General features: G+C 49.6%; 25 protein-coding genes and 1 pseudogene. 23 read left to right on the top strand and 3 right to left on the bottom strand.

Annotated elements, in window-relative coordinates; all coding sequences use genetic code 11:
- Positions 1-99 precede the first annotated feature (99 nt).
- Positions 100-693: a hypothetical protein gene (locus tag KI362_RS20530; RefSeq protein WP_301630022.1), complete on the top strand. Its 594-nt coding sequence runs from the start codon at positions 100-102 to the stop codon at positions 691-693.
- 9 nt (positions 694-702) lie between these two features.
- Here the strand turns inward: KI362_RS20530 and KI362_RS20525 are convergent, their stop codons facing one another.
- Positions 703-1170: a MarR family winged helix-turn-helix transcriptional regulator gene (locus KI362_RS20525; protein ID WP_301630020.1), complete on the bottom strand. Its 468-nt coding sequence runs from the start codon at positions 1168-1170 to the stop codon at positions 703-705.
- Between the two features lie 280 nt (positions 1171-1450).
- Here KI362_RS20525 and KI362_RS20520 point away from each other — a divergent pair, with 280 nt between their 5' ends.
- The 6 genes from KI362_RS20520 (at position 1451) to KI362_RS20495 (ending at position 6417) form a co-directional block, all read left to right on the top strand.
- Entirely contained in the window at positions 1451-2797 is a 1347-nt protein-coding gene (locus tag KI362_RS20520; RefSeq protein WP_301630018.1) for an MFS transporter, read from the top strand.
- A 36-nt stretch (positions 2798-2833) separates the two neighbouring features.
- Positions 2834-3547, top strand: coding sequence for an ABC transporter ATP-binding protein (locus KI362_RS20515; RefSeq protein WP_301630016.1), 714 nt, complete (start codon positions 2834-2836; stop codon positions 3545-3547).
- A complete protein-coding gene (locus tag KI362_RS20510; protein WP_301630015.1) occupies positions 3544-4821 on the top strand; it encodes an ABC transporter permease in 1278 nt (425 codons plus the stop codon). Before KI362_RS20515 ends, KI362_RS20510 begins: the two co-directional genes overlap by 4 nt.
- A 100-nt stretch (positions 4822-4921) precedes the next feature.
- Positions 4922-5917, top strand: coding sequence for a MerR family transcriptional regulator (locus KI362_RS20505; protein ID WP_301630013.1), 996 nt, complete (start codon positions 4922-4924; stop codon positions 5915-5917).
- A gap of 7 nt (positions 5918-5924) precedes the next feature.
- Complete coding sequence (locus KI362_RS20500; RefSeq protein WP_301630011.1) at positions 5925-6146, top strand: DUF6273 domain-containing protein; 222 nt, start codon at positions 5925-5927, stop codon at positions 6144-6146.
- On the top strand, positions 6112-6417 hold the full coding sequence (locus KI362_RS20495) for a DUF6273 domain-containing protein (protein WP_301630009.1): 306 nt from the start codon (positions 6112-6114) through the stop codon (positions 6415-6417). Before KI362_RS20500 ends, KI362_RS20495 begins: the two co-directional genes overlap by 35 nt.
- A 130-nt stretch (positions 6418-6547) precedes the next feature.
- On the opposite strand, the gene KI362_RS20490 is transcribed toward KI362_RS20495, so the two are convergent.
- Positions 6548-7828, bottom strand: coding sequence for a BaiN/RdsA family NAD(P)/FAD-dependent oxidoreductase (locus tag KI362_RS20490; protein ID WP_301630007.1), 1281 nt, complete (start codon positions 7826-7828; stop codon positions 6548-6550).
- Positions 7829-7967: 139 nt separating this feature from the next.
- Between KI362_RS20490 and KI362_RS20485 the strand changes: the two genes are divergently transcribed.
- The 10 genes from KI362_RS20485 (at position 7968) to mutY (ending at position 19097) form a co-directional block, all read left to right on the top strand.
- Positions 7968-9683, top strand: a complete 1716-nt coding sequence (locus KI362_RS20485; RefSeq protein WP_301630005.1) for a two-component system sensor histidine kinase NtrB — start codon at positions 7968-7970, stop codon at positions 9681-9683.
- Positions 9684-9775: 92 nt separating this feature from the next.
- The gene (locus KI362_RS20480) at positions 9776-10210 is read left to right on the top strand and encodes a BrxA/BrxB family bacilliredoxin (protein ID WP_301630003.1); all 435 of its coding nucleotides are present in this window, start codon (positions 9776-9778) and stop codon (positions 10208-10210) included.
- Between the two features lie 109 nt (positions 10211-10319).
- A complete protein-coding gene (nadE, locus tag KI362_RS20475) occupies positions 10320-11129 on the top strand; it encodes an ammonia-dependent NAD(+) synthetase (RefSeq protein WP_301630001.1) in 810 nt (269 codons plus the stop codon).
- A gap of 575 nt (positions 11130-11704) precedes the next feature.
- On the top strand, positions 11705-12346 hold the full coding sequence (locus KI362_RS20470; protein ID WP_301629999.1) for a hypothetical protein: 642 nt from the start codon (positions 11705-11707) through the stop codon (positions 12344-12346).
- A gap of 356 nt (positions 12347-12702) precedes the next feature.
- Positions 12703-13350 carry a YIP1 family protein gene (locus tag KI362_RS20465; protein ID WP_301629997.1) on the top strand — a complete coding sequence of 216 codons (648 nt, stop codon included), beginning with the start codon at positions 12703-12705 and terminating at the stop codon, positions 13348-13350.
- A gap of 33 nt (positions 13351-13383) precedes the next feature.
- Positions 13384-14454: an efflux RND transporter periplasmic adaptor subunit gene (locus KI362_RS20460; RefSeq protein ID WP_301629995.1), complete on the top strand. Its 1071-nt coding sequence runs from the start codon at positions 13384-13386 to the stop codon at positions 14452-14454.
- Positions 14451-15140: an ABC transporter ATP-binding protein gene (locus KI362_RS20455; RefSeq protein WP_301629993.1), complete on the top strand. Its 690-nt coding sequence runs from the start codon at positions 14451-14453 to the stop codon at positions 15138-15140. Before KI362_RS20460 ends, KI362_RS20455 begins: the two co-directional genes overlap by 4 nt.
- Positions 15137-16339 carry an ABC transporter permease gene (locus KI362_RS20450; protein WP_301629991.1) on the top strand — a complete coding sequence of 401 codons (1203 nt, stop codon included), beginning with the start codon at positions 15137-15139 and terminating at the stop codon, positions 16337-16339. The genes KI362_RS20455 and KI362_RS20450 overlap by 4 nt, the downstream gene beginning before the upstream one ends.
- Before the next feature lie 218 nt (positions 16340-16557).
- Positions 16558-16953 (top strand): holo-ACP synthase, encoded by a 396-nt coding sequence (gene acpS, locus KI362_RS20445; protein ID WP_301629989.1) that lies wholly within the window; start codon positions 16558-16560, stop codon positions 16951-16953.
- Positions 16954-17876: 923 nt separating this feature from the next.
- On the top strand, positions 17877-19097 hold the full coding sequence (gene mutY / locus KI362_RS20440; protein ID WP_301629987.1) for an A/G-specific adenine glycosylase: 1221 nt from the start codon (positions 17877-17879) through the stop codon (positions 19095-19097).
- Between the two features lie 107 nt (positions 19098-19204).
- Here the strand turns inward: mutY and KI362_RS20435 are convergent, their stop codons facing one another.
- Positions 19205-19408 carry a hypothetical protein gene (locus KI362_RS20435; protein WP_049894968.1) on the bottom strand — a complete coding sequence of 68 codons (204 nt, stop codon included), beginning with the start codon at positions 19406-19408 and terminating at the stop codon, positions 19205-19207.
- Between the two features lie 353 nt (positions 19409-19761).
- On the opposite strand from KI362_RS20435, the gene KI362_RS20430 reads away from it, so the two are divergent.
- The 6 genes and pseudogenes from KI362_RS20430 (at position 19762) to folE (ending at position 23999) form a co-directional block, all read left to right on the top strand.
- A complete protein-coding gene (locus KI362_RS20430; protein ID WP_212940081.1) occupies positions 19762-20202 on the top strand; it encodes a GNAT family N-acetyltransferase in 441 nt (146 codons plus the stop codon).
- 151 nt (positions 20203-20353) lie between these two features.
- Entirely contained in the window at positions 20354-20797 is a 444-nt protein-coding gene (rnhA, locus tag KI362_RS20425; RefSeq protein ID WP_044480188.1) for a ribonuclease HI, read from the top strand.
- Between the two features lie 36 nt (positions 20798-20833).
- Positions 20834-21991, top strand: a pseudogene (queG, locus tag KI362_RS20420) (tRNA epoxyqueuosine(34) reductase QueG); the annotation flags it as partial.
- Positions 21992-22020: 29 nt separating this feature from the next.
- Positions 22021-23061, top strand: a complete 1041-nt coding sequence (locus tag KI362_RS20415) for an HD-GYP domain-containing protein (protein ID WP_301629981.1) — start codon at positions 22021-22023, stop codon at positions 23059-23061.
- Between the two features lie 98 nt (positions 23062-23159).
- Entirely contained in the window at positions 23160-23396 is a 237-nt protein-coding gene (locus KI362_RS20410; protein ID WP_044480186.1) for a YneF family protein, read from the top strand.
- Positions 23397-23405: 9 nt separating this feature from the next.
- Positions 23406-23999 carry a GTP cyclohydrolase I FolE gene (gene folE / locus KI362_RS20405; protein ID WP_212940077.1) on the top strand — a complete coding sequence of 198 codons (594 nt, stop codon included), beginning with the start codon at positions 23406-23408 and terminating at the stop codon, positions 23997-23999.
- Positions 24000-24007: the final 8 nt, after the last annotated feature.

Raw genomic sequence — 24007 nt, 5'->3', positions numbered from 1 at the left:
GCAATCGGCTATTTGTCACCGGTTCGATTTGCTGCAAGCTTTGAGAAGAAAACAAAGAAAAGGGAAGCATAACCTTTCACTTAATATGTGTCCACTATCTTGACAGAGGTCCAGAAAGTCATTAAAATTGCTGGAGTGGGTGCTCATGCGACGATTATAGTGCAGAAAGTCATTAAAATTGCTGGAGTGGGTGCTCATGCGACGATTATAGTGCAGAAAGTCATTAAAATTGCTGGAGTGGGTGCTCATGCGACGATTATAGTGCAGAAAGTCATTAAAATTTCCGGAGTGGGTGCTGGCACGACGATTATAGTGCAGAAAGTCATTAAAATTGCTGGAGTGAATGCTGGTGCGACGATTATAGTGCAGAAAGTCATTAAAATTGCTGGAGTGGGTGCTGGTGCGACGATTATAGTGCAGAAAGTCATTAAAAATTTCCGGAGTGGGTGCTGGAGTGGGCGCTCATGCGGCGATTATAGTGCAGAAAGTCATCAAAATTGCCGGAGTAGGTGCTCATGCGACGAATCAGGAGAAAAGGCGCTAACAAGCTGGAGCAAACGCGAGGTAATGGCCGGATCCGGATCCAACAAAAAAGCCGAAGAGTTCAGCGAGTACCAGCGCTTAGCTCCTAGGCTTTTTTACATATTCTTTACTAGATTGTTCGAAGTGTACTCTTGTGGAAGCACGCAATAATTCAAATGCTTATTTCCTCGATTGGGGAGCCAGCTTCTCGGCCTCACGGCCCATCTTCTTCAGCAGCTCGATCATGATCTGCTTTTCCTCCTCGGTTAATCCGCTTAGCGCGTAATCAATCCGATCTGAAAATTCCGGATACAGCTGGTCCATTAATTCTCTGCCTTGAGGCGTCAAATCCGCATAAATCACACGGCGGTCGCGTGGGCTTGGGGTCCGGCGCAAATATCCGGCAGCTTCCAGCTTGTCGATGACGTAAGTAACATTTCCGCTTTGCAGCAGCAGTTTGGCGCCAATTTGTTGAATGGGCTGCGCACCTTTGTAATAAAGTACTTCCATAACGGCAAAAGCCGTAGGGTTGAAGCCTTGAATTTTACTGCCAGTGACCGCGTGTTCGTTAACGCTTTTGAAGGACTTGGAAAATACCCGATATAGGTGCAATGACAAATCCGTTCCGCGTTCTTCCAATTTCAGCATACTCATCCCGCCTTATTCTATATTCTAGATCTATTTAAGTAGTTAGTTTCATGATCATCTTAGTACATGTGCCAATATGGAAAAAATATAATTTATCACAATTTGCAGATTTAATTTTTTTAGATATGTATTTTTTTGAACATTTTCTCATTCTGGAGACCGAGTTCATCATCATGCCCCGGAACCGAAGCAAATCCTGCGGCCGCCGGATAACAAGCCGCTAAAGATTTTATATAACTGAGTTATGAAGTATAAATCGATATGACGGGTGGAAAAGAAGATGAAGAATGAGATGAAATCGGGCGAGGGGCTGCTGAAGAATCGTCCCTATGTCATGCTGCTTACCTCACAGCTGGTATCCAATTTGGGGGATTGGCTGTATTTTCTGGCCTTGCTGACCTTGATCGGATTGAGATGGAACGCTACGCCTTGGCAGATTACATTAACGACGCTGTGTATGCTGCTGCCGACTCTGCTGGGCGGGCCGCTCGCCGGGCTGCTTGCGGATCGGGTGGAACGCAAACGACTTATGATTATTTCCGACCTTGCGAGGATGATACTGATTCTAGGACTGGTCTTTGTTACGGAGCTATGGCAGGTATATCTGCTGCTTATTGTGAAGAGCTCATTTGATGTAATATTCTCTCCGGCCAAGAACGGAAAGATTAAGGAGATTGTTCCCCATCATCAGTTAGATCAAGCTGTATCCTACAGTGCAATTATCGAGCAGGGGAGCAAAATTGTCGGTCCGGCACTGGGGGGAATGCTATCTTCCGCCTTTGGTCTTTCATCCAGCTTTATCATCAACTCGGTTGCATTTCTGATCTCGGCAATTGCGCTAATTGGGGTGCCGACGAAGAGCAAGTTGACACCAGCATCCGTACAAGAGCAAGAACAGGGAACTGGGGGCTTGGCTAAAGAAGCTGAAGGCCCGCAAAGAGGAGGATTCAGGAGAGAGGTCTCAGCCGGCCTGAAGATTATTGCGGGTATCCCGCTGATTTTTTTTGGACTACTGACTTTGGCCGCGTCTATGCTCGTTCTGCAAATCGCTGATTCCCAAATCGTGGTTCTGTTCCGCGGTATTCCGGGTATTTCTGAGGATCTGCTGGGCTGGTGTATCACCGGCAGCGGGGTTGGCACATTTCTGGCCGTAGCTATAAACCGTATTCTAAGTAAATGGTCGCCATTGACCAAGATGAGCTTCGGCGGCATGCTGGTCGGTCTTATGTTTGCCGGAGCGGGCCTTTTAACCTTGCAAGGAGCGCTGGGAACAATCGGAACCGGCCTTATGCTGACGATGTTTCTGCTGGCAGGTCTCGGAGCCGGTTTGACATTCATTCCGTTCCAGGTTACGTTGCAGCAGCGGACCCCGGAGGCCATGACAGGCCGGGTCTTTGGCACTGTGTCCAGCGTGACCTCGGCAGCTGCCGTCATTGGTCCTCTATGCGGGGGATATCTGGTTACCATGTTTGGTCCGGAGCCCGCCTATATTTTGTCGGGCGGCTTGATGACCTTGCTTGGTCTGGCCCTGCTTCTATTCAGAAAGCCGATTATAGAGCGTGACCAGGCAGCGCTTCAAACGGCGGGTCTGCAGGAAGACAGCTTTACATCCGCTGCTATGAATTGATATTCTTTTATAAAAGCAAGCGATGGAGTTGGTTGGATGCAAGACGTTTTACTGGATGTAGCGATCGAAGAAGCGGGCTATGAGCCCGGAAATCCAAAGGTCGAGCAGATCTTATTCCAGATCAGATCCGGCGGCCTAACCGGGCTGATCGGTCCCAACGGAGCCGGCAAGAGTACGACGATCAAGGCGGTCTTGGGATTGCTGCCCGAAGTAAAGGGGAGCATCGCTTTTTCGGAAAGAAACGGACGCAGCGGAACCTATGCTTATATCCCGGAACAGCCGGTGTACTATGATACTTTGACCCTTTGGGAGCATTTGTCTCTCGCAGCTGCGGTATATGAAATGGATGAGAGGGAGCTGGAGTCCGCCGGGAACCGCCTGCTGGAGAAATTTCGAATGAGCGATGCGCGGGACTTGCTGCCCGGGGGGTTCTCCAAAGGAATGAAGCAGAAGATGATGCTGATGATCGGGTTTCTGCGCAAGCCTGATGTGTATATCGTGGATGAGCCCTTCGTCGGCCTGGACCCGCGGGCTACGCATGATTTCCTGGAATTGCTGGAGGAGGAGCGTGAGCGCGGAGCCGGTATTCTATTATGCACGCATGTTCTGGATACGGCAGAGCGAATCTGCAGCGACTTTCTGATGATCTCGGAAGGCTCGCTCGCGGCATCAGGGACGATGAAGGAGCTCGCTTTGAAGGCGGGAATGCCGGGAGGCACGCTGTTCGAGTGTTTCAACAGACTGACATGAACAGATTGACTTCTGCCGTGACGGTTCGACGATTGTTCTGGAGAAGATGGCTCGATCATGTCAGGCAGCAGGCATCCGTATTGCATGCTGCCATAGATGCGGTTGTATTTCTGTATATCGGAGTTCCCGCAGTTCTCCTGCTCGGAAGGGCTTATATCGGCCTATGGCGGGAAGCCTTGCCGGAATGGATCCTTCAATTGCCTGCGGCGGCAGTGCCGGGTCTGCTGCTCCTTTTGCTGCATTATTCGAAAGGACTCATCCTGTTCATAGAGCCTGCCGACAGCTTGTTCCTAAGGCAGGAACGGCGCTGGATGCGCGGTCTGATAATAAGGGCAGTCATTATGGGGAGCTTGACGGCCTATGTGAGATTAACCTTGATCATCTTGTTGCTGGCACCCATTTTGGTACGAGGCTTTTCCATGGAATGGGGAGAGCTGCTGCAGATGCTGGCGGGATTATGCGCCTTCCAGACTGCAGCTAATCTGCTGGATCATCTCATTCGGGTGAACCATGCGCGCTGGAAGCGGTGGATCTGGCTTTCCTTATCGGGAACGACGGTGACCGCTGCGTTCCTGGCATGGTATTATCTGACGGACTGGCAGCAAGGCCTGGCCTGGCTGATCCCTATGGGATGCCTTGGACTTTCCGCCGTTCTGATCAGCCTTCGTCTTCGTCTGCAGGGCAGGCTGGAGTCCGAGCTGCGTGAGGAGCTTCGCGGGCGAACCCGGTTGACGGCGCTGCTGCTGTCACAATCTGTACCGCCCCCGAAGCCGGAGCGGTCCCGGCCATGGCTGTTCCGCGGCAGTCGAAGACTGCTGCGTTCTTCGCTGCCGGGTGACCGTGCGGCGGAGCTGACGGTTAAATCGTTCTTTCGGGGCCAGGAGTTACAAACCTATGCCGGATTTACTTTGCTGGGCTGTTTGGCTGTAATTATCCCGCCATTTCCGGTTAATCTGATCGTGTATCTGGGCCTGGTGCTGCTGCTGTCGCATGGAGTGAACGAGTCAAGGAAGTTCTTCTTCCGCAGCTCGCTTATGGGGATGCTGTGCGGGGCAAGGGAGGCGGAGGCCGCTTCCTCTGCGAGAACGATGAAGCTGCTGCTCTTTCCGGCCCTTATGCTGATGACTTGTTTCTTTTTCTTCTCCATCACCCATGCCTGGTGGGGAATTCTGCCCGGGATGGCAGCAGGGTATGCTGTGTCCTTGGCCGCAGGAAGCATGGCCCCGGTCCTTTTCTCAACCGGTTTTCGCCGCATGAGCAAGCCGAGGTCCTAATATTCCGTGTCTTTAAGCACGAACTGTTAGCGGCAAAAAAATTCCTATTGACTTTAACGTCGCGTCAACCTGCATTCTTATCTTGAAAGGGGGGACAGTTATGGAGCTGCAAACCATCAGTCAAGTATCCAAATATTTTTCAATTTCAACCCGGACTCTTAGATATTATGAACAAATAGGGTTGATAACACCTATAAAAAAGGAAGATTTTGCTTATCGCGTATATGATATCGAAACCATCACGCGTTTGCGTCAGATCATTATTCTACGCAAACTGAGGATCCCGCTTAAACAGATTGCCGAGATTCTGCAAAGTGCGGATGCGCGTATTGCAATTGAAGCCTTTGAGCGTAACCTTATCGAAATAGAGGATGAAATTACCGCGCTCTCCACTATCCGCAGCGTTATTAAAGCCTTTATCGAACACCTGAATCTTGGAAGCGCGATATTCGCACTGCCGGATGATGAGGGCCTATTGGAAATCGTAGATTCATTGACTGTCTCCAAGATTAATTTCAAGGAGGAAAAGTCAATGGAGCAACTTAACGAAGCAAGTGAGAAGCTTAGTAAACTTGAGGATAAAGATGTACGGATTGTTTACCTTCCGCCGATGACCGTCGCTGCCGCTTACGCATCAGGAGAAGGCTGTGAAGGTAAAGCGGGTGACATGATAACGAAATTTGTACAAGAAAGCGGATTGCTGAAAATCAAACCGGATGCCCGGAGTTTTGGCTTTGACTGCTCAAAGGGGGCAGCAGTGCTCGGAGAACCTTCTCATGTATATGAGATGTGGGTATCCATTCCCGGCGACCTGGAGATACCCGCGCCTTTAGTAAAAAGAACCTTTGACGGAGGGTTATATGCCGCACATGTGTTGAGGGCATGGGATTTCGAGGATTGGCGTCTATTAAGAGAATGGGTTAACGCAAGCGATAAATATGATAACGACTGGGGCTCCCCACGCTGGATATCGCCGGAAACGGTTGCCGGACAAGGATTTGAAGAGACGTTGAATTTCTATAATTTTGTACAAAAAGGCGGAAAAATGGAAGATTTACAGCTTGATTTATTGTTTCCGATTAAGGAGAAGGGTTGAGAATAAGATGGAAGATATTAAAATCGGCTCATCCTTATCATTCGGAGGTTACAATTGGCGTGTGCTTGACATGCAAAACAATACGGCATTGATTATTACCGAAGATATTATAGATCAACGTGCTTACCATGATGCTTATAAAGAGATAACATGGGCCGAATGCGCGTTAAGAAAATATCTTAATGGTGAATTTTATGAAAAATTCAACGCAACTCACATATTTCGGTGATAGCCGTTCAAAACTGTACAATCCGGGGAAAAATCAAAGATATTGGTTTGAACGAAAAGATGAACACAACAGTAAGCGAATAGCAAGGCTTCAGGTTAATGAATGGATTTGGTGGTGGTGGCTTCGTTCGCCCGGCCGCGTTAATGTAAAAGCCGTGTACATCCATGGTGACGGCAATATCGGTATTCAAGGCAATAATATATTGAAGGGCAACCTCAGCGATGGAAAGTGTACAGGCGGTATCCGTCCCGCTTTGTGGTTAAAGCTGTAATTTACATAAGGCAGAGGTGTTCTTTGACGGCTGCGATAAATATCGCATCGTATTTATCGACATAAAAAAAGGATACGCTCTAATTCGTATCCTTTTTTGTGCAAACTCCGTTTGACCGCCAAATCCTATATCAATCCGTGCCCAGCGCGGTTGCGGTTATCCCGGCGTTCAAGCCAGCCGTATATCCGGTTGCGAACGCAGCGGTGATATTATAGCCGCCAGTATAGCCATGGATGTCAAGCACTTCGCCGCAGAAATATAAGCCTGGCATCAGCTTGGATTCCATCGTCTTCGGCTGAATTTCCTTCAGATGCACGCCCCCTCCGGTGACGAAGGCTTCTTCGAAAGGGCGGGTGCCTGAAGCCTGAATCCGAAAATCGGAGATGATTTCAATCAATCGAAGCCATTTGTCCTTTGGAAGATGTTCATAAGTTACATCCTCCGGTAATTCCGCCCGTTCAAGCAGCAGCGGGAGCAGACGCTCGGGAATGGTTCCTTTCAGGACATTTCGGAGCGTCTTTTTTGGTTCGGCGGCAAGCTTGGCTCGTAAAGTATGCTCAAGCTCCGCCTTAGACTGCTCCGGGAAGAGATGCAGAGATAAGGTGACTGTGCTGACGCCGTGCTTCTTTTTAACGCCGCGCAGAAATCCGCTGCAGCGCAGCGCGATGGGGCCGGAAAGCCCAAAGTGAGTGAAGATCATATCCCCTTGATGGGCCACAATCGTCTTTCCCTTGGGGTCGAGCACCGATAGTCTGACGTTCCGCAGAGATAACCCTTGCAAGTCCCGGTTTACGATAAACCTCTCCTTGGATGTAATTGGAACCTCGGTAGGATACAGCTCGGTGATGGTATGGCCGGCGGCTTCCGCCCAGGGGTATCCGTCCCCGGTAGAGCCGGTATGGGGCACTGATTTGCCGCCCGTCGCTACAACGATTGCTTTCGCTCCAATGTTCTCGCCGTTCGTAAGCTTAACCCCCTTTACACTCTCCGCTCCAAAGACAAGCTCCTGAACCTGATGATGCGTCAGCAGTTCTACGCCCAGTGAGCGGGCTTTTCCAACGAGTGCATCGACCACCGTCTTGGCCTTGTCTGATACCGGAAACATTCTACCGTTATCCTCTTCTTTTAAAGCGATTCCCAAATCCTCGAAAAATGCAATAATATCGCGGTTGCTGAAGGTTGCAAAGGCACTGAACAGGAACCTACCTCCGCCAGGTATGAAGGTGATCAGTTCATCGATCTCCTTGATGTTCGTTACGTTGCAGCGGCCGCCCCCGGATATGCCCAGCTTTCGTCCGAGCTTGTCCCCTTTATCGAGCAGCGCTGTCCTTGCGCCTTGCCGGGCTGCAGCAATGGATGCCATGAGTCCGGAGGGACCGCCTCCAATAATTAACACGTCGTATGATTTCATATGAGCTCCTTATTCTTTGATTTGTACTATCCGTCATAGCAAACATTCTATTTTTTAACGTATTAGGATGTGTTGTAAAAGATTGTCGCCTGTGATTTAATCGAAATTAGAATGATTCTTCCACCAAAGGAGGGAGAATGTGGGGGAAGTTAAAGAGTTCCTGTTGCAATTTCTGATCGCGAGTCTTCCGGCGTTTCTGTTTCCGCTTACCAACACCATGCGGCTGCGACGGTCTTTCAATGATGAAGCTGCCAGCGCGGATTCTATTTATAGAATTACATTGGGCTTTACACTAACTTGCGCGCTTAGCATGATCCTTTGCTCACTCTTCTCCCCTCGGCTTTGGGGGACGCTTCATCTGGATTTTGCCATCTTGCCGCTCTTTGCACTCATGCTCTACAGCCGAATGGCTGAAGGGGTATTTCTGGCTTCGCTTCATCTACTATTATATCCGGTACTTGCAGTAAACCCTACTTTTTCGGGCTTTATCCTGGATACAGGATTGCTGTTGTATCCATTAGTATTATTCTTTTCAAAATCGTTCTATAGGAGCGACCGGAAGGGCAAGGTTGCGATTCTGTCGTTGTTCTTCCTGATCGGGGAACTGATGATTATATCTTCTCCTTATCTGATGGGAACTGCTAAGAAGGAGACAGGTCTGTCTCTGCTTGCAATAGCTGTATTGAACATAATCTTTACCATATTTATTAGTACCTTGTTCGTTTGCATGATCGAGCATACATATGAGAAGGAAAAGCTAAGAATGCAGGTGATGCAGCTTTCCCGAAACTATTTTCGCGAGGCGGAGAAGCTGCAGCAGATGATGGATGCGGCACCATTGAGTATTATTTTGCTTGATCGGCAGGGCGATATCATGACGATCAACGAGACATTTATTCAGCTGTTTCGAAAGTTCAAGCCTCAGGCCCGAAAGGAGGAGCTGATTCGCAGCCGTCTTGCCCCGGTTATGGCGGATCTTGGATTCGAGGTGCTGATCGAGCGCGCGGGTCAATCACTCGAGGAGCATATTAAGACCCGTGAGCTGCTGCAAAGCGGTGATAAAGCTTATTTTACCAGTACTTCACCTATCAAAAAAGGGCATACCGACGAGACGATCGGGGCCGTAGTGATTATTCAGGATATTACCGAACTCGAAACGTTTCGAAAAGAACTAAACCATGTGGAACGGCTCAGTCTGGTAGGTCAGATGGCAGCGGGAATTACCCACGAGATTCGCAATCCGATGGCCGTCGTCCGTGGCTTCCTTCAATTAATGCAAGAGAAGAGTCCGCCAACGCTGGACAACTATTACCGGATCGTGATGGAAGAGCTGGATCGTGCGAACAGCATTATTAATGACTTCTTGTCGCTGGCCCAGAATCGGTCTGTTCGTATGGAGCTGTGCAGTCTCCATGATATTATCCGTGAGCTGACTCCGCTGCTGTGGGCGGATGCCAATCTTCGCGGCCAGAGCATTGAGGTCAGACTGGATGATGAGCTGCCTAATTTGCTGCTTAATCAGAAGGAAATCAAGCAGTTGATTTTGAACCTGGGGCGGAATGGAATGGAGGCCATGGGAGAGAAGGGAGAACTGACGATCGAGACCCGTAAACGGGTGGACGGCGTGGAGCTTTCCGTGAAGGATCAGGGCCCCGGTATTCCTGCTGCAGAGCGGGAAAGGCTCTTTGAACCTTTTTTTACAACGAAATCCCAAGGAACCGGCCTGGGTCTTGCATTATGCCTGAGTATTGTGGAGAGGCACAGCGGAAAAATCAGCGTGCAATCCGAAGAAGGCAAAGGCACGATGTTTACAGTGTTCTTCCCGTGTCCGGAAAACGTGGAAAGTTGGATGTGATGTTAAATATATCATTGCATGTTAAGTTGATTTCCTGTTTTGGGACTGTATAATTGGAATATAAGCTTACAGTCTTAAGGAGTGATACAGTCATGTCTATGTCATTTGACCAATATATGAAGGATATGGTTCAACCCATGCGGGATGAGTTGACTTCGATTGGCGTTCAGGAGCTGCGGACACCTGATGCAGTAGAAGAAGTTTTTACTGAGGCAAAAGGAACAACGCTTGTTGTGGTGAATTCCGTCTGCGGATGCGCAGCAGGCCAGTGCCGTCCGGGTGTTGCCCAGGCTCTGCAGCATGATCTGACCCCGGATCATCTGTTTACGGTCTTTGCAGGCCAAGATAAGGAAGCTACCGCCAAGGCGAGGGAGTACTTTGCCCCTTACCCGCCTTCTTCGCCTTCCATCGCTTTGATGAAGGATGGGGAGCTGGTTCATTTTATCGAACGACATCAAATTGAGGATCGTTCGGCAGCAGAGATCGCTGAGGATCTGAAAGGCGCCTTCGACCGGTTTTGCAGATAAGCTTCGTTATGATAACGTCCTGGACGATTCGCGCTCAACTGCGGATTGAACAGGACGTTTTTACATATTACATCATGCGTCATATCGATAATCAGAGAGGGATGGGAGAATGAGTCTGCAGCATGAAATAATTGAACGCCTCGGGGTAAAGCCGGTGATTGATCCGGCAGAGGAAGTGACAAAGCGAGTGCAATTTTTGAAGGAGTATATGCTGAGCTCCAAGGCGAGCGGTCTTTTGATTGCCATCAGCGGGGGGATCGACAGCGCGGTGGCGACAGCGTTATGCAAACGCGCAACCGATGAGCTCAGCGGGGAGACCGGAAGAGAGTATATGACCCTGGGCGTATTTCAGCCCTATGGCGAGCAGTCCGATATTGAGCACAGCTATGAGGTTGCCCGCACCTTCGGCTTGACCCGCACAGTGGAGACGAATATCGAAGACGCGGTAGACGAAATAGCCCTTGAGGTGGAGCATGGCTTCCGGTCCATTGGCCGATCCAGGCATATGAGCCATCAGGGGAAGGGGAATATTAAGGCGCGCACCCGGATGGTGATGCAGTATGCCTTGTCCTTTGAACTGAATTTGCTGGTCGTCGGAACAGATCATGCCTCCGAAGCAATTACAGGCTTCTATACCAAATGGGGAGATGGAGCCGTTGATATTACGCCGCTTTCTTCCTTGAATAAACGGCAGGTCCGCCAGCTTGCTTCATACCTTGGAGTGCCTGATTCAATTATTGCGAAGGCGCCTTCGGCGGGTCTATGGGAAGGACAGACTGATGAGCAAGAGCTGGGCATTAGCTATGAAGCTAACAGCGACTACCTGGAAGGAAAGGAGATCGATCCGGCGGTGCGGGAACGGTTGGAGTCCTTTTATTTGAAGACGGAGCATAAGCGCAGTGGGATTCCTGGAATTTAATGTAGATGAATAAAGGAACCAGCCGGAGGTATCCGGCTGGTTCCTTTATTTGGTTAACTGTTTAGCCGCGTCCGGATGGTAACCTTCCGGCTGCGCCGGAAGCTCGACCCTAGGTTAGCTTATGCCACCCAGACCACATGATAAAATATCCGGCTCTAAATGAAAAGGATTCGCGTTCTTCCTTGCATTTAGATTTCAACTACTGCAACGTTCAATAAATCAAAGCTTCTTCTGAAAAGATTATCATAAAGGTCTAGCTAAAATTCCAAAAATATTACAATTGTTTAGAATCATGTGGCGATTATATTGTGTACCGAAGTGGAGTATTTATTGATTCTAATGGAGTCGAGTACTCACCAGAAGAATTAATGAATAAAAGAGGGGATAGCCATGCCCTTCCTAAAAACTCCCGAGATAATAGCTATAAATGGTTCAGTAAGCGTCTTAACAGATATTGATGGAAGGTCAGCACAATGTGCTATACTCGTTTTATTGAAATGGCGTATGGAGCTTTTCTCCACACGACAATCGTTTAAAAAAATTTGCGATAAAAGCAGATTCTGAAGGTGACAGATATGATAAAAAAAGGATTTTTGACGTTAATGGTATTATTATCGGTTTTAGGACTATGCGCATGTTCTGCAAAGGTAAATGGTAACAAAGGAAAAAACTCTTCGGCAGCCAATGATGAAGCCATAACAGAAGGGATAGCTTCTTCTGTTTCTGACCTTAACGGGACTGCTCTGAATGTTTCTCTTGAAGAAAAACGGATTATACAAGATCAATCATTTAATGTAGAACTGGGTGATTGGGGAAACGTAAAGTTTATTTCATATGAACCAGATCACAGTATTGATTTTGAAGATGTTTCATTTTTCTTAGCAAAAGAGGATATGGTTATCTATTCATTTCCTTACTACTATGAAAATAACAGTACGGAAAATTATGCGGGGATTTTTGATAGTGTGGCGGCTGTAGGTTTTTATGATGTGAACAACGATAATATCAAAGATGTAATTGTCATTATCAATTATGTCACAGGGGCCGGACCTCAAGGTATGACTCCGCGTCCTAGAGCCAGAATATTCTTAGCAGACAATCAAAAATTCAATCAAAAATTTAATTTGGCAACGGACTTGATCGATGATATCACAAACAATATTGAGGAAAAGGATCTTACCATTGCCGCAATATGTGAATATTTAAAAAGCAAGTAAGGAAGTGTAAGCTACAATTCCGATTAACCAAGGCGTTCAGGCCAAAATCATTTCATAGAAAGCGAAAAATCAACTTGTTACTACTGCGTCTGTCTTGTCCTCATACAAAATAGGACTTGTGTTTATCAAAACTTTAGGAATTCGCCTTATTTCCTGCTCCTTTAGGAACTTTGTCTACAGGCTGAACCACCCGTTGGGCGGGTGGTTATGATTGAAAAGCCTCATAAACTGAATCTTTATACATAGGTTGTACGTATGAAGAAGTAGCAGCAACAAGAATTACATACAGTATCGCTTGGATTATATTAAGATGGGAGAAAAAGCAAGTCAACACACAGAAGACGGGAGGCGTTTTTTTGAGTCATTTTAGTAGTTTATTTACCATTTTCAGTTCCCCGGCGGAAACCTTCAAGCGGGTGAAGGAGAGCAAGCTGGCATGGTTGTTTCCATTTCTCCTTCTTGTTATCATTTCACTCATCTCTGTACAGTTGCAGATGCCTGCTACTATACAGACGACACTTGACACCCTGAAAGCACAACCCAATTATAGCGCAGTAGATACTGATATGATTGTGCAAAGTACAAAAGTGATGGGGTGGGTTATGGCACCGTTGACCATTGCTTTCATGGTCTTTTTAAGCGGCCTTGTATACCTTCTCTTAAATCTGATCGTTCGTGGGGAAGCCAAGTATATGCAGCTCGTCACCATGGTTACATTTGCTATGCTTCCAAGCACAATCGGGGGGTTGATCACAGCAGTCCTGGTTTACACAACAGGCGCGACCTCGATAACTGAAATTTCGCTCAGTCTCGGCGCGCTAGTAGCGGATAAAGAGAGCATGCTGTACCATCTGTTGTCGATCGTTAATCCATTTTCGCTGTGGGGATTAGCGCTTTATGTGATCGGTTCCTCCGTCATGATGAATCGGCCCCGCAAAACGGTCGGTATCTGGATTATTGGAGTATGGCTCATTATTTCGCTGGGAAGCTTGCTGTTAGTATAAGTCATTAGAATGAATGGGATAGGGTGATTTGAAGTGGGGAAGAAAAAAATATTGATCAGCGCAGCGCTGGGATTGGTTATTCTAGTGCTTGTGGGAGTAAATCTGTTGAATGTGAATAAGGCTGCTTTGGTACAAAGTATTGAGGTGACTGAAGGTGTCATTACTGAGGAGGTCTTTGCCAACGGAAAGCTTGAGCCGGTAGATACTGCACAGCTGTATGCGCCGGTCAGCGGAGTTGTAGAGGCAGTGGCCGTTAAGCTCGGAGATACGATCACCGAGGGGCAGGAGCTATTGACGCTGAATATGGAATCCGTTCAGGAGCAGCTGGATAAAGAGCTTTTAAATCTGCAAATGGTAGAGGCAGAGCGGCTGCAGGCTAAGAAACAGCATTTTGAAAGCTTCAAGCAGGCAAGGAGTCTAGATGCTGACACAGAGCCGGAGGAGCTGGACTTGACCTCCTATGATCTGCGAATCAAGAGCAGCGAATTAAACATCGAGTCTCTTAAACGCCAGCTTGCTTCCAGCTCGATCAAGGCGGAGAAGGGAGGAGTTGTCACTGAGCTTGCAGTCCAAAAAGGGCAAATGATCGCTCAGGGCAACCTGATTGTATCGATTGCGGATTTCTCCGCATATCAGGTTCGCTCCAATCTGAATGAGCTGGATGCCGGGAAGGTTCAAGCGGGAATGAAGGCGGTCGTGACCAGTGAATCGTTCGCGGGCGAATTCAATGGACAAGTCACCTATCTTGCCCCTGTGGCACAGCTGGCCGAAGCGACCTCCAAGGATCCTTCGGTTGAGATGCTGGTTAGACTGGACGAGATCTCTCCCGAACTGAAGTCAGGATATAATGCTTCACTAACGCTCGAAATACCGGATAAGCCTCGATTGCTGGTTCCAATCCAAGCAATTCAATACGAGGGGGAAGAGACCTATATTTTTAAGGTGGAGGAAGGACAGCCGATGAAGGCCGTCAAGGTGCCCGTTCAGGTTGGCAAGGAAGGCGAAGAGCAGGTTGAGATCGTATCCGGCGTAAGCAAAGGGGAGAAGATCATTATTGAAGGAACGGAGGGGCTCCGTGACGGGGATAAGGTGAAGCTCCAATGATTACACTGAGCGATATAACCAAGGTATACAAAAATGGCCCGCTTGAAGTAGAGGCATTGAGTCGGATCAACCTGCAGATTAATGAGGGAGAGTTCGTGGCGATTATGGGAACCTCGGGCTCAGGAAAATCGACGCTCATGAATATTATCGGTTGTCTGGATATCCCTACCTCCGGTACGTATGTGCTGGATGGCCAAGAGGTCCAGACCTTGAATGAGGATGAGCTGTCCAAGGTGCGGAACCGCAAAATCGGATTTGTCTTTCAAAGCTTCAATCTGCTGGGCAGACAGACGGTGCTGCAAAATGTCACACTGCCCATGATGTATGCGGGCATGCCAAGAGATCACCGGCAGGAGCGGGCTCTGCATTTGTTGGAGAAGGTGGGATTAGAGGGTCGTGTGAAGCACCGGCCGACTGAGCTGTCCGGAGGGCAGAAGCAGCGGGTTGCCATCGCAAGAGCCTTGACGATGGGGGCTCCGATCCTGCTCGCGGACGAGCCAACCGGGAACCTGGACAGTAAATCATCACATGATATTATGGCGCTGTTCAAGGAGATTCATCAGGAGGGAACGACCATCGTCTTGGTTACCCATGAACCGGACATTGCCGAGCATGCGGATCGAATTTTGTTGTTCGGGGACGGCAAGCTCTTGAAGGATACCCGAAAGGGGAGTGTTCCCTCATGAGTATTTGGGAAAGCATACTGGTCGCGCTGGATAATCTCCGCATGAACAAGCTGCGTTCCTTCCTGACCATGATCGGCATCGTGTTCGGGGTTGCGGCTGTCGTTACAGTAGTATCGATTGGTCAGGCCGGGCAATCCTCCATTATATCGAATCTGTCAAACTATAAGGACGGCTACTTCGTGCTGTATCCGAATGTAATGACTATGAGTGAGCAGGAGGATCTCAGCTTCCGCTTGCGCGAATTCAATGAAATACGCAAGCAACCGGGTATCCGCTACGTTACTTCCTCTAATAACTACATGATGAAGACGAAGCTGAAGAAGGAATCGCTGCAATTTATGGTGACGGGAACCACCTCGGAGACTACAAAAATGCAAAATATCGATCTTGTTGCCGGAAGATTCTTCTCGCAGCAGGAGGAGCGCGGGCGGCAAAAGGTGGTGGTCGTCGATGCGAAGTATGCGGAGAAGGCCTATGGATCGGCGAATGCGGCTATTGGCCGGAAGCTCCAGCTGAATACCGATACCTTTCGGATCATTGGTGTATTCAAGATTGAGGAAGGCATGCTTAGCGGAATGGGCGGGGAGCAATACAGCAGCTATGCCCCGATTACCGCGCTGTCTTCTGTGGATTCTTCAGCCGAGAATGCCAGATTTGGCAGTCTGGAAATCGTCGTAACCTCACCGGATCAGATCGATGATACGATTGCTTCCTTTAAGAAGTGGCTGGCAGACAAGAAAAACGTAAGCCCGGATGTGTTCCTGTCGCAAACGGCGAAGGAAGCGGAGCAGATGGTTTCGAGCACCTTCTCTATTTTGCAGACGATTATTGGAGCTATTGCAGGAATATCCCTGCTGGTTGGCGGGATAGGGGTAATGAACATCATGCTCGTCTCGGTAACGGAACGTACCCGAGAGATTGGGATCCGCAAAGCCATTGGTGCGACACCGGGGACGATTATGCTGCAATTCATGATCGAGGCAATCATTCTTTCGTTCATTGGGGGGACCGTGGGAGCCTTGTTTGGTCTTCTGTTTGCTTACATCTTTGCATTGATTTCCGGCTGGCCGTTCGTCGTCTCAGTTTGGGCAATTTTGCTGGCCTTCGGATTCTCTGCAGCGGTAGGAATTTTCTTCGGACTTTATCCGGCCAATAAGGCCTCTAAGCTGCATCCGATAGAATCGCTCCGTTACGAGTAATTTTGGATTAATATAGTGTATACAAGCAGTCCGCTCGCAAGGATGAAGCCTTGCCTTTGCGGGCTGTTTTTGTGCATGCTTCGAATTCTGTGATCTAATGGAGCATTCGGCTTCTTCTTGTCCAGCGGCTATGCTTGGTTAGGAAGGTCTATGCTATAATGAGTGGATGATATGCGGCATAACCTTTAGTCGGCATAAGAGAGAAAGGAGACGGCAGCGTGATCTATGGGATCGGGAATGATATGGTAGAGATCGAACGGGTGCATCGAATGCTTCAAGGCCGTTCAGGCGAGAGGCTGAGGGAGCGGGTCTTGACTCTGGCGGAGCGGGAGCTCCCTGGCAGCAACAGCCGTCCGGCCGAATTTTTGGCAGGGCGCTTCGCTGCAAAAGAAGCGGTAAGCAAGGCGTTCGGCTGCGGAATCGGCAAGATTCTGTCCTTTCAGGATATCCGGATTATGCCCGGTGAACATGGCAAGCCGCTGGCCTTCCTCTCGGAGGAAGCCTGGATCAGGCTGGGAATGCAGCGTGAGCAGACATGTATCCACATCAGCATCACTCATGAGCGGAAGCTTGCCGCAGCGTTTGCGGTTATTGAAGTGAAAAACGGAGTGTAGGCAAAACCTACATGAGCGAAATGCTTCCAAAGGAAGCATGCCTCGTAAGCATCCGCTCGGACTTCAAGGGAGATCCGATGAATATATAAGTTGAACTAAATAAGCTACGTAGAGAGGGCATAAGTGTGAAGTGTTCTGTAGAAGCGGAAGCGTTCGCCTTTGTGAGCGGAATTCTCCCTTATGAGAACTTAGTCCAATTAAAGAAATCCGCGAACAACAGCGATCGTAAGAACACTTCACACGTTGCTAAGAAACGTAAAATTCATTAGTTCAACTTATGATCAAATGCTGACTTTTTGAATTACCGCTATAAATAAAGATTCAAGAAGTCGGCTTTTCAGCACCGAGAAGGTTGCGGGAACCTGAAGAAGGAGGAACGGAGTGTAGGCAAAACCTACATGAGCGAAATGCTTCCAAAGGAAGCATGCCTCGTAAGCATCCGCTCGGACTTCAAGGGAGATCCGATATATATAAGTTGAACTAAATAAGCTACGTAGAAAGGGTATAAGTGTGAAGTGTTACAAGCTTTCTGTAAGAAAGCTGCTTCGGGAGCATAAAGCGGAAGCGTTCGCCTTTGTGAGCGGAATTCTCCCTTATGAGAACTTAGTCCAATTAAAGAAATCCGCGAACAACAGCGATCGTAAGAACACTTCACACGTTGCCAAGAAACGTAAAATTCATTAGTTCAACTTATGATCAAAAGCTGACTTTTTGAATTACCGCTAAAAATAAAGATTCAAGAAGTCGGCTTTTCAGCACCGAGAAGGTTGCGGGAACCTGAAGAAGGAGGAACGGAATGTAGGCAAAACCTACATGAGTACCGGACTTCAAGGGTGAACGCGAGATTCGATGTCGAATTAACTACTAGGAATACTTCGTGATCAAAAGCTGACTTTTTGAACTACCGCTTAAAGGAGACAGGAATGCAGGACAAAATAGAGTATAGCAAGGCATTTTTCAGCAGAGAATTATTGGAATGGTATGAATCCGCAAAGCGGGACTTGCCCTGGCGCAGACACCGGAATCCTTATTATATCTGGGTATCGGAGATTATGCTTCAGCAGACAAGGGTAGATACAGTCATCCCGTATTTCCATAGGTTTATCGAGCAATTCCCTACGTTGCAGGCATTGGCCGAGGCTCCCGAGGAAGAGGTGCTGAAGCGCTGGGAAGGGCTTGGCTATTATTCCCGCGCGCGCAATCTTCAGGCTGCTGCGAAGCAGGTGCTTGAGCAGTATGGCGGCGTAGTTCCCGCGGATAAGGCAAGCGTCTCGGGGCTTAAGGGAGTAGGGCCTTATACGACAGGGGCAATTCTCAGCATCGCTTACAATCTGCCGGAGCCGGCGGTCGACGGAAATGTGATGCGGGTTCTATCGAGGTTCTTCCGGATTGAAGAGGATATTATGAAGAGCGGGACTCGCGCTCTGATGGAGGGACTTGCAGCGGAGCTGATTCCGGAGGGCAGGGCTTCCGACTTCAACCAGGCGTTAATGGAGCTCGGAGCGCTGGTCTGCACGCCGAAATCGCCGCAGTGTCTGACCTGCCCGGTCATGGGCCGGTGCCTGGCACGGCTGGATGGGGTGGAGGATCGCCTGCCTGTGAAGAGCAAGGCGAAGCCCCCGCGGCCGGAGTACCGGATCGCAGCCCTCGTCGAGGGCTGCGGCGGTCATGACGGCCGCTTGCTTGTCCGCCGGCGTCCCGCCAAGGGGCTGCTGGCCAAGATGTGGGAGCTTCCCCACATCCTTGCCGCCCCTTCCGCCGGCGGCGGGGTTGGCCTGCCTGATGACGGGCAGGCCATGGAGCAGCTCTCGGCGCTGCTCGCCGCCGAGGGCATCGCCGCGGAGCCGGTGGATGTGCTGATGGATGCGGAGCATACCTTCAGCCACATCCATTGGAATCTCCGCGTGTACCGCTTCCGTGAAGCGGCTGCAGCCTTGCCGCCGGGCGTTGCCGGGGCGGCGCTCGAGTATGCCGCCGTGGCCGAGTCCGGCGCGGCATATGAGTCCAGCGGCGGCGAAGAATACCGCTGGATTACTCCGGCGGATATGCGGCAGCTGGCATTCCCGAATGTATTTCTGCGCATTCTGAAGCATCATGCTCCGGAATGGGACGCTACTCAGACATCCTTGGAATCTTCCATTTAGGCAAGCAAGCGGAAACGTTCGTTTTTTATAGAAATCGCCCGGGCATCTGCTGCTTACATGCAGTCAATACCTGGGCGATTTTGTATGTGTTCGGAGTTGCAGATGGATCAGAGCATCCGGTTTTCGGTATCCTTCAAGGTGTTCTGTTTGTCAGGCTCCCGATGCTGGTCCGGGGAGACCTGGCCCGTATCAGTGCCCGATGGCTCACTGATGTTTCGGATAAAGCTGGAGAACTGCTGCTTTTGCTTGTCGGCTTCCTGCTTGCTCTTCAGCAGCTCCTGCGGATCGTTGGTGAGATTGTTCTGCTCCATAGATATCCTCCTCGTCGAATTGATTTTATACTTTCCATTACCCTGTTCCTCGGTTAACAAACAAATACCGTCTATTTTTACGGAACTTAAACAATCCTATTATTGGTATTAACCCATAAAATTATACAAAATATTCGACATTTCGAATAAAAAACGAACATTCGCCAAATGTAACCGCTTAATATAAAGCGTTTTCAGAATAAAATGCGTGTTTTTAGCGAATTTCTATGGTTTAATGGACAAGTAAGCATTTTTTCTCGTGTTTTTGTGCAAATTGTTTTTTTTGAACAATGTAAATTTGGAGGACCATTTTTACATAGCTCTAATACAATTGAGAAAAAGGGGATCAGTTCATGCGTATTCGTTCCTTCCAATTAAGTGATGTGAACCAGGTGATGGAGCTGTTGCAGGAAGCCTTGATGGAGGAGTGTTACGAAGATACGAAGCGGGCGTTCGCAAGACAACTGTCTTGGGATTCGGAGCTAATCGTAATCGCTGAAGATGAAGACAAGGTTATCGGCACCGTGATCGGAACCATCGATCAAAATAATACCGGCTTCATCTACCGGACGGCTGTTCATCCGGACTATCGTCGTCAAGGTGTAGGCAAAAATCTGGTGTCAGCGATGGAGCAACGTTTTCAGCAACGCAATATTCACCGCATCATGATTGCCGGAGATCCGCACAACAAGGCGATTGCTCCGCTGTATGAAGCGATGGGTTATGGAGCAAGCAAGTTTCTGGAGGCTTTCCAGAAGCTGTCGATTGCCGCCGCTAACGCTGTCGGGAACTAGATAGATTAGAGGGAATGTCAGCCTCTGCATGATATTTACATTTTTAAGCATATCTCACACCGTTGCAAATGGGTGCGGGATATGCTTTTCTATTATTGAGTGAAATTTTAAATAAAGACGGGAAGAAAGCCGACGGCTTGGAGGTATATGCGTGAAGGAAGTTATGATTTATACGGACGGGGCCTGTTCAGGCAATCCCGGCCCAGGCGGCTGGGGAGCCGTGCTTCTGTTTAACGGTCACCGCAAGGAGATATCCGGGGGAGAGAAGCATACGACCAATAATCGGATGGAGATTCAGGCGGTGATCTCCGCGCTGAGCCAGCTTAAGGAGCCTTGTCAGGCAAAGGTCTATAGCGACTCCGCCTATGTTGTGAATTGCTTCCAGCAAGGCTGGATCCGGGGATGGCTCAAGAACGGATGGAAGAACAGTAAAAATCAGCCGGTAGAGAATAAGGAATTATGGCAAGAGCTGTGGAGGTTAATGGGGATCCATCAGGTGGAGTACGTCAAGGTGAAGGGCCATAGCGATAATGAGCTTAACAATCACTGTGACTATCTGGCCCGGGAAGCGATCAAGCGGCTGGGAAGCATGTAGTCGAGGAGGGGGATGGGAATGGAGCGGTCTTACAACATGATACAGCAACTGGAGGCCAGTTCGGGCCCTTCCCATTGGGAAGCTTTGAAGTCTGAAATCAAGGAAGCTGCGTTCTCTCTGGGTATCGATGATATCGGCTTTACGACGGCGGATCCATTCTTATCCTTAAAGGCGATCCTGCTGGACCGCAGGGAAAAAGGGTATGAATCCGGATTTGAAGAGCCTGATATCGAGAAACGGGTAGAGCCGAAGCTGACGCTGGACCAGGCGGCTTCCATTATCTCGATTGCAGTCGCTTATCCTGCCAAGATGGAGAACCCGCCCAAGTCCGAGCCTGGCATGCGCCGGGGCATCCTGGCCAGGTCGGCATGGGGACAGGATTATCATACGGTGCTGCGGGAGGCAATGGCAAAGCTGGAGGCCTTTATCCGGGAGCGTGTGCCGAATGTGCGCATAGAGAGCATGGTCGATACCGGCGTTCTGTCCGATAGAGCGGTAGCCGAGCGGGCGGGAATTGGCTTCTCAGGCAAAAACTGTGCCATCATCTCCCCGAAGTGGGGGTCATGGATCTATCTTGGGGAGATGATTACCAATATTCCGTTTGCGCCGGACAAGCCGGTGACGGAGGATTGCGGGGATTGCACTAAATGTCTGGACGCCTGTCCGACAGGTGCGCTGGTAGGACCGGGACAACTGAATGCCCAGCGCTGTATTTCCTTTCTGACTCAGACCAAGGGCTTCCTTGAGGAAGAGTTCATGGTCAAGATCGGCAACAGGCTGTACGGATGCGATACCTGCCAGGTCGTCTGTCCGAAAAATAAGGGCAGATCATGGAATCACCGTCCGGAGCTGCAACCAGACCCGGAGACGGTGAAGCCGCTTCTGCTCCCGCTGCTGGATATCAGCAACCGGGAGTTCAAGGAGCGCTTTGGCTCCAGTGCCGCAGCCTGGCGGGGAAAGAAGCCGATTCAACGGAATGCGGTCATCGCTCTGGGCAACTTCAAGGATGCTACGGCCATTCCGAAGCTTGCAGAAGTGCTGCGCAATGATCCGCGTCCTGTTCTGAGAGGAACGGCAGCCTGGGCGTTAAGCCGCATCGGGGGAACGGAGGCGCTGGAGGCCATTATTCAAGCCGAGGAGAGGGAGGCCGATCCGGAGGTGATAGAGCGATTGAAGAAGGCAAGAGAGAAGCTGGAGAAAGCGTCAATCGGGGAGGAAGCGGAATGAGATTCGTGAGCATGGAGGATGTTGAACCCGGTCAATTGCTAGGAAGAACCGTCTATTCCGGTAATGGAACTGTGCTGTTGTCTGCGGGAGTTCAGCTTACGGTGTATATGATCAATACCTTGAAGCGAATCGGAGTCACAATGATCTATTTGAAGGACCCGGCTTTTGAAGACGTGGAGATCGAGGACATGGTAAGCGAAGCCACGAAAAAGGCGGTGTTTCGCGATATGAGCGAAACGCTGGAGGCAGTGCGGTCAGGGAAGGAATGGAGCACGCGCAAAATTAGCAATTCCGTGGACCAGCTGTTAACAGATGTGCTCAGCGCTAAGGAATTATTGTTCCAGTTAACGGAAATCCGTACCAAGGACAACGCTCATTATTTGCATGCGGTGAATGTGGCCTTGCTCTCCTCCATGATCGGATATAATCTCGGCCTGAACTATGGGCAGTTAAAAGAGCTGACGATGGGCGCCTTGCTGCATGATATCGGGAAAAGTGTCGCTCTTGCGGAGGATGCGGACCAAGATGTGGTGAATAAATCTCACCATACCTGGAAGGGCTTTGAATTTCTCAAGCATAAGCGCGAATTCAGCCTGCTTGTTGCCCATACGGCACTCCAGCACCATGAACGGCTTAACGGCTCCGGCTTGCCTCGCGGACTGACCTCTGAATCGATTCATCTATATGCGAAGATTGTCGCTGTGGCCAACCAGTACGATAATCTGATCAGCGGAGAAGGCGGATTAGCGAAGAAAGCGATGCTCCCTCATGAGGCCTGCGAAGAGCTGATGGCCAGCTCGGAGCTGCTGCTGGATCGGGATGTACTGATTGAATTTAACCGGATCGTCTCAGTGTATCCGACAGGTACCTCTGTGCGCTTATCTACCAAGGAGAGCGGGGTCGTTGTTCGGCAGCATCGAGGCTTGCCGGGACGGCCAGTCGTAAGAATTATCCGCAGCGCCGGCGAGGATTTTGAGGTGAAGGAAGTGGATCTGGCCACGGAGACAACGGTATTTATTGATGCGGTTCTCGCTTGAATGAGTCTGGCTTGAATGCTATGATATGTTGAGTGCTCCGGCTTAGCAGGCTAAATATGCCGAGCCAGGGTGTATTTTTTAATCGAGGTGGCTGAAGGATGGAAATTGCAATTCCTATTATTACGCTTGTGGTCGGATTGATCGCTGGCTTCGCAATCGGTGTATTTTATCTGCGCCGGCAATTAACCAAGATGCAGAGTGATCCGCAAGCGCTGCAAAAGATGGCGCAACAAATGGGGTACAATTTAAACGGCAAGCAAATGCAGCGGGCCCAGCAAATGATGAAGCAGCAGGGTCAGAAGCCGCAGGCTTCCGGAAAACGCAGAAAAAAGTAGGTGACTATAGTGGCGGGAGTTAAAGATTATATAAATACCCAGGTAGGGGATAACCGGGAGAAGATTGAGCATCATGTTCGGGAGATTCTTAAGCTGATCGGTGAAGATGTCGAGCGGGAAGGCCTGCTGGAGACTCCGGCCCGTGTTACCCGGATGTATGAAGAGATTTTTGGCGGATATGAGGTCGACCCTCGCGAGGTGCTCGGCGTTACCTTTGAAGAGAACCACGAAGAGCTGGTGATCGTTAAGGATATCGTGTATTACAGCCAGTGCGAGCACCATATGGCTCCCTTCTTCGGCAAGGCTCACATCGGCTATATTCCAAGCGGCCAAATTGCCGGTTTGAGTAAGCTTGCCCGTCTGGTAGAAGCGGTCACGCGCCGTCTGCAGGTTCAGGAGCGTATTACATCGCAAATTGCCGACATTATGGAAGAGGTCTTGAAGCCGAAAGGCGTCATGGTTGTGGTGGAGGGCGAGCATTTGTGCATGTGCTCCCGGGGCGTCAAGAAGCCGGGCAGCAAGACAGTGACCTCGGCGGTACGGGGAACCTTCCGGACCGATGCTGCTTCGAGAGCAGAGTTTCTGTCACTGATCAAAGAGTAAATAGAGCT

The sequence above is a fragment of the Paenibacillus apis genome, from assembly GCF_018333295.1.
Lineage (GTDB): Bacteria > Bacillota > Bacilli > Paenibacillales > Paenibacillaceae > Fontibacillus > Fontibacillus antibioticophila.
The sequence above is the reverse complement of the archived record's forward strand: the minus strand, read 5'-3'. Positions and strand labels throughout refer to the sequence as shown.

Coding starts and splice junctions, on each gene's coding strand:
- KI362_RS20450 (WP_301629991.1), top strand. CDS start 15,137: ATGAGTATTTGGGAAAGCATACTGGTCGCGCTGGATAATCTCCGCATG.
- KI362_RS20435 (WP_049894968.1), bottom strand. CDS start 19,408: ATGGAGCAGAACAATCTCACCAACGATCCGCAGGAGCTGCTGAAGAGC.
- KI362_RS20455 (WP_301629993.1), top strand. CDS start 14,451: ATGATTACACTGAGCGATATAACCAAGGTATACAAAAATGGCCCGCTT.
- nadE (WP_301630001.1), top strand. CDS start 10,320: ATGAGTCTGCAGCATGAAATAATTGAACGCCTCGGGGTAAAGCCGGTG.
- mutY (WP_301629987.1), top strand. CDS start 17,877: ATGCAGGACAAAATAGAGTATAGCAAGGCATTTTTCAGCAGAGAATTA.
- KI362_RS20470 (WP_301629999.1), top strand. CDS start 11,705: ATGATAAAAAAAGGATTTTTGACGTTAATGGTATTATTATCGGTTTTA.
- KI362_RS20510 (WP_301630015.1), top strand. CDS start 3,544: ATGAACAGATTGACTTCTGCCGTGACGGTTCGACGATTGTTCTGGAGA.
- KI362_RS20430 (WP_212940081.1), top strand. CDS start 19,762: ATGCGTATTCGTTCCTTCCAATTAAGTGATGTGAACCAGGTGATGGAG.
- KI362_RS20410 (WP_044480186.1), top strand. CDS start 23,160: ATGGAAATTGCAATTCCTATTATTACGCTTGTGGTCGGATTGATCGCT.
- KI362_RS20515 (WP_301630016.1), top strand. CDS start 2,834: ATGCAAGACGTTTTACTGGATGTAGCGATCGAAGAAGCGGGCTATGAG.
- KI362_RS20415 (WP_301629981.1), top strand. CDS start 22,021: ATGAGATTCGTGAGCATGGAGGATGTTGAACCCGGTCAATTGCTAGGA.
- KI362_RS20500 (WP_301630011.1), top strand. CDS start 5,925: ATGGAAGATATTAAAATCGGCTCATCCTTATCATTCGGAGGTTACAAT.
- KI362_RS20525 (WP_301630020.1), bottom strand. CDS start 1,170: ATGCTGAAATTGGAAGAACGCGGAACGGATTTGTCATTGCACCTATAT.
- KI362_RS20520 (WP_301630018.1), top strand. CDS start 1,451: ATGAAGAATGAGATGAAATCGGGCGAGGGGCTGCTGAAGAATCGTCCC.
- KI362_RS20480 (WP_301630003.1), top strand. CDS start 9,776: ATGTCTATGTCATTTGACCAATATATGAAGGATATGGTTCAACCCATG.
- KI362_RS20505 (WP_301630013.1), top strand. CDS start 4,922: ATGGAGCTGCAAACCATCAGTCAAGTATCCAAATATTTTTCAATTTCA.
- KI362_RS20495 (WP_301630009.1), top strand. CDS start 6,112: ATGAAAAATTCAACGCAACTCACATATTTCGGTGATAGCCGTTCAAAA.
- KI362_RS20490 (WP_301630007.1), bottom strand. CDS start 7,828: ATGAAATCATACGACGTGTTAATTATTGGAGGCGGTCCCTCCGGACTC.